Below are 9,618 nucleotides of genomic sequence, written 5' to 3'. Positions count from 1 at the left end.
GCAGCTCGTCGGTCTGCCACATCAGGTCGAGCAGTTCGGCCAGGCGGCGGTTCGCCGGGCCCTCGTCGCTGGCGCCGTACAGGATCGCGTTCGCGGTCTCGGTGTCCAGCTCGTCGGCGACCGCGCGCAGCTTGGACAGGATGGACCGGCGGGCCGCCTCGGTCGGGTGCGCGGTGAAGACCGGGCGTACGGCCAGCCGGCGGGCCGCGGCGGCGATCTCCTCGGCCGGTACGCCCCGCTCGGCGATCATCTTGGCGGCCTGGTCCAGCCAGCCGCCGTCGGTGGCGCGGCGGCGGCGCAGGTCCCGGGCGCGGTGCACCTGCTCGGTGATGTTCGCCAGGTGGAAGTAGGTGGAGAAGGCACGGGCGAGCTTCGTGCCGGTGGTGACGTCGAGCCCGGCGAGGCGCTGGGCGGCGGCCGGCGCGTCGGAGCGGACCTGGGCGCGGATCTCCTCGACCAGGTCGAGCAGCGGGCGGCCCTCCTGCCGGGCGAGGGTCTGCCCGAGCAGCGTGCCGAGGCGGCGGATGTCGGCCCGGAGAGCGGCGTCGGGGCCGTCGTGGTCGTGCTGGTCGGTCACGGTTGCGCTCCTTACGCGAGGACGAAGGACAGCGCTGTCCGACTCCCCTGGATCGTATCCGCGTATCCCCGGGGGACAGGAGGGGGACCGCGTGATGATCTGCACTCTGGGACGGCCCGCCGGTCAGTCCCGGTCGACGGCGTGCCGGCCCGGCACCGGGCGCCGTCGGGCGCGGAACATGGTCGCGGTGAGCAGCCCGGCCAGGCCGGCGACGACCCAGATCAGCAGGCCGGTCAGCGCCCAGCCGCCGCCGCGCCAGTCGAAGTAGATGGCCGATTTGAACAGGTCGGTGGCGAGGCCGGGCACGTTCCAGCGGTGCATGCCGCGCAGGAGCGGCGGCAGGAACTCGGGCGCGTAGATGCCGCCGGACCCGGGGTTGCCGAGCACCACGAGCAGCAGGATCACGATGCCGGTGCCGAGCAGTCCGAGCCAGCCCTGCACGGCGGCGGCGACCATCCCGGCCGCGAACGCGGCGAGCGCGCCGACCACCGCCACCGCCGCCACGTGACCGGCGAACACGCCGAGCACCGGTCCGACCAGGATCGCCCCGATGACGCCGAGCAGGATCGCGTGCACCGCGAGCGTGGCGATCCGCAGGCCGGCCCGGCGCAGGTCGCGGGGGCTGGTGCCGAGTGAGATGCCGAGCGCCGTGGACGCCAGGTAGCCGCCGAGCACCACGCCGACGGCCAGGTAGAATGGGACCAGGCCGCGCGGGTCGTCGCCGGAGACCGGCACGTCGTCGGTGACCTGAAGCGGCACCCCGGCCTGCCGGGCCGCCTCGGTGAACACGTCGGTGACGAGTTCCGTGGCGGCGGGCGCTCCGGCGCTGGCGGTGGCGAGCGTCAGGCCGCCGTCCGGGGCGGAGCTGAGCACCGCGTACACCGATCTGTCGGTGAGGCCGTCCTGGGCGGCGCCGCGGCTGTCGTACCCGACGGGTTTGATGGTGTCGGTGCGGGCGCGGACGGCGGACATCACGGCCTGGGCCTGCTGGTCGCTGGTGACGACGGCGACCGGGATGTCGCGCGGGTCGGGTTTGTGCAGCGCGCCGACGTAGGCGGCGATGAACGCGCTGGCCAGCGCCAGGGTGCCGAGGATCAGCGCCGCCGTGCGCGGCAGCCAGTCCCGGGTACGCAGTTCCGGCTCGTCGTCCACGGGCTCAGCCTATTGGCGGCATTTGCCTGGCTGAGGCGGTTTCGTCAGGGCGAAAACCGCTGGTCCGGGCCGATATCGTCGGGCCATGCAGGCACCCGTCTATCCCCCCAAACCGAAGCCGGGCGACCGCGTGGCGGTCGTCTCACCCTCCGCCGGCCTGCCGGGTCTCTTCCCCCACGTGTACGAGCTGGGGCTGCGCCGGCTCCGCGACGAGCTGGGGCTGGAACCGGTGGAGTACCCGACCACCCGCGTCATGGGCGCGGACCCGCGCGACCGGGCGCGTGACCTGACCGCCGCGTTCGCCGACCCGACGATCACCGCGGTGCTGGCGACGGTCGGCGGGGACGACCTGATCACTGTCACCCCGTACCTGGACGACGAGGTGTTGCGGGCCAACCCGAAGCCGTACTTCGGTTACTCGGACAACACCAACGTGCTCAACCACCTCTACCGGCTGGATCTCGTCGGTTACCACGGCGGGTCCGTGCTGGTGCACCTCGGGCGCTCCGGCAAGCCGCACCCGCTGACGCTCGACTCGCTGCGCGCCGCGCTGTTCACCTCCGGCTGGTACGAGCTGACCCCCGCCCCCGAGTGGGGCGACGAGCCGTGCGACTGGCGCGACCCGGCCACGCTGGCCGAGGAGCCGCCGATGTACCCGTCCGAGGGCTGGCGCTGGCACGGCCCGGCCGAGGTGATGCAGGGCCGCACGTGGGGCGGCAATCTGGAGATCCTGCACTGGCTGATGGCGACCGACCGCGTTCCGCGCGCGGCCGACCTGGCCGGCTCGGTGCTGGTGCTGGAGACCTCGGAGGAGATGCCGTCCGCGCAGGAGGTCTTCCGGATCGTGCGGAACCTGGGCGAGCGCGGGTTGCTCGCCGGCTTCCCGGCGATCGTGGTGGGCCGGCCCAAGGCGTGGGACTTCGACCGGCCCCACACGGTCGCGGAGCGGCTGGCCTGGGCCGCCGACCAGCGGGCGGCGATCCTGTCGGCTCTTGCCCCCTACGCGGGCGACCCGGTGGTGGTCTTCGACGTCGACCTGGGCCACACCGACCCGCAGCTGATCATCCCGTACGGCGGCGAGATCCGCGTGGACGCGGTGGAGCGACGGATCGCCGTCCGCTACTGACCCGCCCGCACCCGCCGTCCGCCGCTCGGCCATGGGTGTCTACGTCCCCGTTTGACACCCACGCCGTTCCACTCACGCCTCGAAGTGCCGGTCAGTGGAACGCCGTGGGTGTCTCGGGCCCGTCTTGACACCCGTGCCGTTCCACTCGCTGCTGGCAGCGGTCGGGTGGGCGCAGAGATCTACTGCGCCTCGGCGAGGCGAGCGGTGGGTGTCGGAGAGCGGTGGGCCGCCATCTCGGCTGGGTCAGGCGGCCACGACGGCGAAGGCCCGCACCGGGAACGTGCCCATGCCGGCGACCCGTGGCGGGGCGGCGGTGAACCGGAAGCCGGTCGGCGGCAGCGCGTCCAGGCCGGTCAGGTGCTCCACGATCGGCACCCCGGCGGCCAGCAGACCGGTGTGCGCCGGGCGCTGACCCGCTGCCGCCGGAGTCATGTCGTCGATGTTGATCGAGTCGATGCCGACGAGCGCCGCGCCCGCCTCGGCCAGCCACTGCGCACCGTCACCGGTCAGGAAGGGCGCCTCCGGCGCGGCGTACCTGTCGGTGCCGAAGTGCGCGTCCCAGCCGGTGTGCAGCAGCACCGCGCACCCGGCCACGTCGTACGGGGCGAGCATCAGCCTGTCCACCGCCCGGGTACCGGCCGGCACGCGTACCACCAGGCCGGGCAGGTCGGCGAGGCGGTCCAGCGGCACCCCGGTCAGGTCCGGCCCGTCGGCGAAGCGGTGCGACGGCGTGTCCACGTACGTGCCGGTGTTGGCGATCATGTCGATCCGGGCGACGTGGAACTCGACGCCCGGCGCGTACCGATTCCGGGACTCCTCCCGGGTCAGCCAGTCGCTGATCGCCGGGCCGGGCCAGCCGGGCAGCGTGACCAGCCCTTCGGCGATCACGTGACTCAGTTCGACGAGCTTCCGCCCACCCGAGGCCGGCACATCGAGGCCCCGTCCGCCCTTGTGCGGCTCCTCGACCACGGTCCGGTTGGTGATCCGCACCTCGCCGACCATGAGCAGCCCGAGGTGCCGGACCAGCAGAGCGGCCACCTCGTCGTCGGTGACGTCCGGGTGCGGCACGTCCAACCGGAACCCGTCCGTGCGCAGGCCACCACCGTTTGCGAAATCCACCTGGGCGTCGAAGACCGCCCGATACTCGACCATCCGCCCACCGCACCACGCCCGGTCACGGCCGGTCAAGATCGAAGATCGGGCGGGCCCGGATCGTCGGTGGAGGGGGATAGGCTCGAACGGTGCACCCCCCGTCCGGCTGGACGCGGGGTCGTCGTCGTGTGTCGATCCGCTGGAAGTGATCACTGATGCTCACCGGACTCTTCTCCGCCGCCCTGGCCGACCCGGGGCTGGCCCGGGCGCGTGACCTGGCGCGCTCCGGTGCCGCGCAGGTCGACGGGCTCGACCTCACCGCCCCCGCCGCGCTGCGCCCGTTCGCGGTGGCAGCGGTCGCCGCCGACGAGCCGGCCGGCGGCGCGGGCCGTCCCGTGCTCGCGGTCACCGCCACCACCCGGGAGGCCGACGACCTGGCCTCCGCGCTGGGCAGCCTGCTGCCGCCGGAGCAGGTGGCGGTCTTCCCGTCCTGGGAGACGCTGCCGCACGAGCGCCTGTCGCCCCGCTCCGACACGGTCGGGCGGCGCCTCGCCGTGCTGCGCCGCCTCGCCCACCCGGAGGCCGCCGACGCGCACGGCCGCACCGGGCCGCTGCGGGTCGTGCTCGCGCCGGTCCGGTCGCTGCTCCAGCCGCAGCTCAAGGGCCTCGGCGACCTGGAACCCGTCCAGCTCGCCGCCGGTGACGAGGCCGACCTGGAAGAGGTCGCCCGCCGGCTCACCGACATGGCGTACGCCCGGGTCGACCTGGTCACCAAGCGCGGCGAGTTCGCGGTACGCGGCGGCATCCTGGACGTCTTCCCGCCCACCGACGAGCACCCGTCCCGGGTCGAGTTCTGGGGCGACGAGGTGGAGGAGATCCGCACGTTCGCGGTCGCCGACCAGCGCACCATCGAGGGCGTCGCGCAGATGTGGGCGCCGCCGTGCCGCGAGCTGCTGCTCACCCCGGACGTGCGGGAGCGGGCCGCCGCGCTCGCCGCCGAGCACCCCGAGCTGGCCGAGATCCTGGACAAGCTCGCCGAGGGCATCCCGGTGGAGGGCATGGAGTCCCTCGCGCCGGTGCTGATCGGCGCCGACGCGCTGGAACTGCTCGTCGACTGCATGCCGGCCGGCACCCACGTACTCCTCTGCGACCCCGAGCGCATCCGCACCCGCGCGCACGACCTGGTCCGTACCTCGGAGGAGTTTCTCCAGGCCAGCTGGGCCGCGGCCGCCGTCGGCGGCCAGGCCCCGGTCGACCTCGGCGCCGCCGCCTTCAAGACCCTGGCCGAGGTACGCACGGCAGCCCGCGCCCTGCGCCAGCCCTGGTGGACGCTCGCGCCGTTCGGCCTGGTCGAGGCGGACGCGGCACCGGCCCGGCAGCCCTGGGAGGACGCGCCGGCCGAGGTCGACGTCACCCCCGACGACGCCATCGCGGTGAGCCTGGCCGCCCAGCCGGCCCCGCTCTACCACGGCGAGACGGCCCGGGTGGTCGAGGACCTGAAGCGCTGGGCCGGCGAGGGCTGGTCGATCGCGCTGGTCTTCGAGGGGCACGGCCCCGCCCAGCGGGCCGTCGAGGTGCTCCGCGACGCCGGTCTCGGCGCCCGGCTCACCGAGGAGGTGCCCACCGCGCCCGCACCGGGCGAGCTGCTCGTGTCGTGCGGCTGCCTGACCGCCGGCTTCGTCGACGAGGCGTCGAAGTTCGTGCTGCTCACCGGCAACGACGTCACCGGCGGCCGGGGCACCTCCACCCGCGACATGCGCAAGATGCCCAGCCGGCGGCGCAACACCATCGACCCGCTGGAGCTGAAGGCCGGCGACTTCGTGGTGCACGAGCAGCACGGCATCGGCCGGTACGTCGAGCTGGTGCAGCGCACGGTGAACGGTGCCAGCCGCGAATACCTGGTCATCGAGTACGCGCCGAGCAAGCGCGGCCAGCCCGGCGACCGCCTGTTCGTGCCGACCGACCAGCCCGACCAGCTCTCCCGCTACGTCGGCGGCGAGCAGCCCACGCTGCACAAGATGGGCGGCTCGGACTGGCAGAAGTCCAAGGCGCGGGCGCGCAAGGCGGTCCGCGAGATCGCCGCGCAGCTCATCCAGCTCTACGCCGCGCGCAAGGCGTCCAAGGGGCACAACTTCGCCCCCGACACCCCGTGGCAGCGGGAGCTGGAGGACGCCTTCCCCTGGCAGGAGACGCCCGACCAGCTGGCCGCCATCGAGGAGGTCAAGCGGGACATGGAACAGACCGTCCCGATGGACCGGCTGATCTGCGGCGACGTCGGCTACGGCAAGACCGAGATCGCGGTACGGGCGGCGTTCAAGGCGGTGCAGGACGGCAAGCAGGTGGCGGTGCTGGTGCCGACCACGCTGCTGGTGCAGCAGCACTACAACACGTTCGCCGAGCGGATGAGCCAGTTCCCGGTGTCGATCCGGCAACTGTCCCGGTTCCAGACGCCGAAGGAGACCGAGCAGACGCTGGAGATGGTCGCCGCCGGCACCGTCGACATCGTCATCGGCACCCACCGGCTGCTCCAGGCGTCCACCCGGTTCAAGCAGTTGGGCCTTGTGATCATCGACGAGGAGCAGCGGTTCGGCGTCGAGCACAAGGAGCACCTGAAGACGCTGCGCGCCTCGGTCGACGTGCTCGCCATGTCGGCCACCCCGATCCCGCGCACGCTGGAGATGGCGATCACCGGCATCCGGGAGATGTCCACCATCGCCACCCCGCCGGAGGAGCGGCACCCGGTGCTCACGTTCGTCGGGGCGTACGACGACCGGCAGGTGGCCGCCTCCATCCACCGCGAGCTGCTCCGCGACGGTCAGGTCTTCTACCTGCACAACCGGGTCGAGTCGATCGAGAAGACGGCCCGCAAGCTGCGGGAGCTGGTGCCGGAGGCCCGGGTCGCGGTGGCGCACGGCCAGATGGGCGAGGAGGCGCTGGAGAAGGTGATGGTCGGCTTCTGGGAGAAGGAATTCGACGTCCTGGTCTGCACCACCATCGTCGAGTCCGGCATCGACATCCCGAACGCCAACACGCTCATCGTGGAGCGGGCCGACCTGCTCGGCCTGGCCCAGCTGCACCAGATCCGCGGCCGGGTCGGCCGGGGCCGCGAGCGGGCGTACGCGTACTTCCTCTACCCGCCGGAGAAGCCGCTCACCGAGAACGCGCACGAGCGGCTGGCCACCATCGCCCAGCACACCGAACTCGGCGCGGGCATGTACGTGGCGATGAAGGACCTGGAGATCCGCGGCGCCGGCAATTTGCTCGGCGGCGAGCAGTCCGGCCACATCGAGGGCGTCGGCTTCGACCTGTACGTCCGTATGGTCGGCGAGGCCGTCTCCGCCTTCAAGGGCGAGAGCACCGAGGAGGAGACGGAGGTCAAGGTCGACCTGCCGATCGACGCGCACCTGCCGCACGACTACGTCGGAGTGGAGCGGCTGCGCCTGGAGATGTACCGCAAGCTCGCCGAGGCCCGCGACGCCGAGCGGCTGCGCGAGGTGGTCGCCGAGATGACCGACAGGTACGGCGAGCCGCCCGCGCCGGTGCAGAACCTGGTCGCGGTGGCGCGGTTCCGGCTGCTGGCCCGCCGCTACGGGCTCACCGACGTGTCGATGCAGGGCAAGCACATCCGGTTCGGCCCGCTGCCGCTGCCCGACTCGAAGCAGATGCGGCTCAAGCGCTACCACCCGGACTCGGTCTACAAGCAGGCGCTCGACCAGGTCAGCGTGCCCCGGCCCAGCACCCGGCGGATCGGTGGCGAGCCGCTGCGCGACCAGGCGTTGCTGGAGTGGTGTGAGCAGCTCCTGGCGGATGTCCTGGGCAAGCCCGAGGAGCTGGCTCGTGCGGTCCCGGCGGGTGCGCGATGAGGTGGGTGGAGTCACAGGCCGGTACGGGGCGTGAGAGAGTGAGCCACATGCGTGCACGTCGTTCCCTCGTCGCCGTCAGCGTCGCGGCCCTTGCCGCGCTCTCTCTCGCCGCCTGTGGCCGGTCCGCCCCGGACGTCGCCGCCTACGTCGGAGACACCCGTTACTCCGTCGAGCGGGTCGATGCGATCTACGACGACGCGCAGCGGCAGTACGCGGACGCCGTCCGGAACCAGGCGCCGCAGACGCCGTCGCCGGAGGAGCTGCGGTCCCCGGTGACCCGGCAGGACGTGCTGAACCTGCTCGTCGCGCTCGACCTCGGCAAGCGCGTGGCGGCCGAGAAGGGCCTCCAGGTCACCGACGAGGTGTCCCCGGAGCAGCTTCAGCAGCCGCTGCGGATGCCGGCGACCACCGAGTACACGAAGCTGTGGGGCGAGTGGGTGGACCTCTCCGCCACCCTCCAGCAGAGCCTGCCCCCGGCCGACCTCAGCGACGAGTCCCTGGTGGCCGTCTACCGCGCCATCGAGAAGACCGGGGCGATCCAGCCGGGGCTGACCGTCGACCAGGTCCGGCAGGCGTTCGGCGAGGCCGGGTTCGTGCGCAGCGCCACCGCGCTCAGCAACGCGCTGCAGCAGCAGGCCGAGAAGGTGGACGTGAGCGTCAACCCCCGGTTCGGCGTGAGCGGCGTGCCGTCGCTCGTCAACACCGGCCAGTCGCTCGTCTTCTACTCGCTGCCCTACGTCAGCCAGGACGGCCCGGTCACCGACATCTCGACGCCGGAGGCGCCGGCCGGTGGTTCGCCGGCTCCCGGAACCGCATGACCGCCCGCATCGTCCTGCTCGTCACCTCACCCCGGCTGCCCGCCGGCCTGCTGACCTCGGCCGCCTGGGACGCCGTACGCTCCGCGCCGGTCCTCGCCGGTGCGGAGAGCGAGCTGACCCGGGCGGTCCGGACGGCTGGCGCCGAGGTGAGCGTGGTGACCGAGGGCGCGACCCAGGCGCTGCTCGACGCCGCCGCCACGCACGGCGGGGCGGTGTGGCTGGCCGGCCCGGCCGGCGACGAGACGCTGGCCCGTGAGCTGGGGCTGCTGCTGGCGCGCGAGCCCGGCCTGGCCGAGCTGGAACTGATGTACGGCTCGTGGGACCCACCCGGCGCCCGGCTGCTCGACGCGGTCGAGGTGATGGACCGGCTGGCCTCCCCGGGCGGAGACCCGTGGAAGCGGGCGCAGACCCACCGCAGCCTGGCCGGGTTCCTGCTGGAGGAGTGCTACGAGGCGTACGACGCGATCAGCGCCGACGACACCGACGCGCTCCGCGAGGAACTGGGCGACGTGTTGCTCCAGGTGCTGCTGCACGCCCGGCTGGCCGAGGACCTACCGGACGGCAAGAGCTGGACCGTCGACGACGTGGCCGGAACGCTCGTCGACAAGATGGTGCGGCGTAACCCGCACGTGTTCTCCGGCGAGCCGGCCGGCTCGATCGAGGAGATCGAGGCGAACTGGGAACGGATCAAGCGGGCCGAGAAGACCCGCGACTCGGTGTTGGACGGCATCGCGCTGAGCCAGCCGGCGCTCTCGCTGACCGCGAAGATCCTGGACCGGGCCGGCCGGGTCGGCCTAGCCGTACCGCCCCCGCTGGCCGAGTCGCAGGTGGACCCGGAAGCGCGGCTGGGGGCGAGCCTGCTGGCAACTGTCGCCGCCGCCCGCCAGGCCGGCATCGATCCCGAGGCCGCCCTGCGTCGTGCCACCTTGGCGTACGCCGAGGCGGTCCGAGCCGCCGAACGCCCCACTCCCTGACCTCCCCGCCTGACCC

The 9,618-nt window shown here is 73.1% G+C and carries 7 protein-coding genes; 4 read left to right on the top strand and 3 right to left on the bottom strand.

Features of this window, described 5'->3' with window-relative positions:
• Both BAW75_RS04495 and BAW75_RS04490 read right to left on the bottom strand, forming a co-directional pair.
• On the bottom strand, positions 1-577 hold a 577-nt coding region (locus BAW75_RS04495; RefSeq protein WP_146074798.1), incomplete at its 3' end, for a phosphoenolpyruvate carboxylase.
• A 123-nt stretch (positions 578-700) separates the two neighbouring features.
• Entirely contained in the window at positions 701-1,729 is a 1,029-nt protein-coding gene (locus BAW75_RS04490; protein ID WP_104112744.1) for an ABC-2 transporter permease, read from the bottom strand.
• An 85-nt stretch (positions 1,730-1,814) separates the two neighbouring features.
• Here BAW75_RS04490 and BAW75_RS04485 point away from each other — a divergent pair, with 85 nt between their 5' ends.
• Entirely contained in the window at positions 1,815-2,855 is a 1,041-nt protein-coding gene (locus BAW75_RS04485; protein WP_104112743.1) for a S66 family peptidase, read from the top strand.
• A gap of 243 nt (positions 2,856-3,098) precedes the next feature.
• Here the strand turns inward: BAW75_RS04485 and BAW75_RS04480 are convergent, their stop codons facing one another.
• On the bottom strand, positions 3,099-4,007 hold the full coding sequence (locus BAW75_RS04480; protein WP_043326589.1) for a cyclase family protein: 909 nt from the start codon (positions 4,005-4,007) through the stop codon (positions 3,099-3,101).
• Positions 4,008-4,162: 155 nt separating this feature from the next.
• Between BAW75_RS04480 and mfd the strand changes: the two genes are divergently transcribed.
• The 3 genes from mfd to BAW75_RS04465 are packed head-to-tail and all read left to right on the top strand — an operon-like array spanning position 4,163 to position 9,602.
• A complete protein-coding gene (gene mfd, locus BAW75_RS04475) occupies positions 4,163-7,810 on the top strand; it encodes a transcription-repair coupling factor (protein WP_104112742.1) in 3,648 nt (1,215 codons plus the stop codon).
• A 47-nt stretch (positions 7,811-7,857) separates the two neighbouring features.
• On the top strand, positions 7,858-8,628 hold the full coding sequence (locus tag BAW75_RS04470; RefSeq protein WP_104112741.1) for a SurA N-terminal domain-containing protein: 771 nt from the start codon (positions 7,858-7,860) through the stop codon (positions 8,626-8,628).
• Entirely contained in the window at positions 8,625-9,602 is a 978-nt protein-coding gene (locus tag BAW75_RS04465) for a nucleoside triphosphate pyrophosphohydrolase (RefSeq protein WP_104112740.1), read from the top strand. Before BAW75_RS04470 ends, BAW75_RS04465 begins: the two co-directional genes overlap by 4 nt.
• Positions 9,603-9,618: the final 16 nt, after the last annotated feature.

The organism is Micromonospora chalcea (genome assembly GCF_002926165.1).
Taxonomy (GTDB): Bacteria; Actinomycetota; Actinomycetes; order Mycobacteriales; family Micromonosporaceae; genus Micromonospora; species Micromonospora chalcea.
Note: the sequence above shows the minus strand (reverse complement) of the source record. Positions and strands in the feature narration are given on the sequence as shown.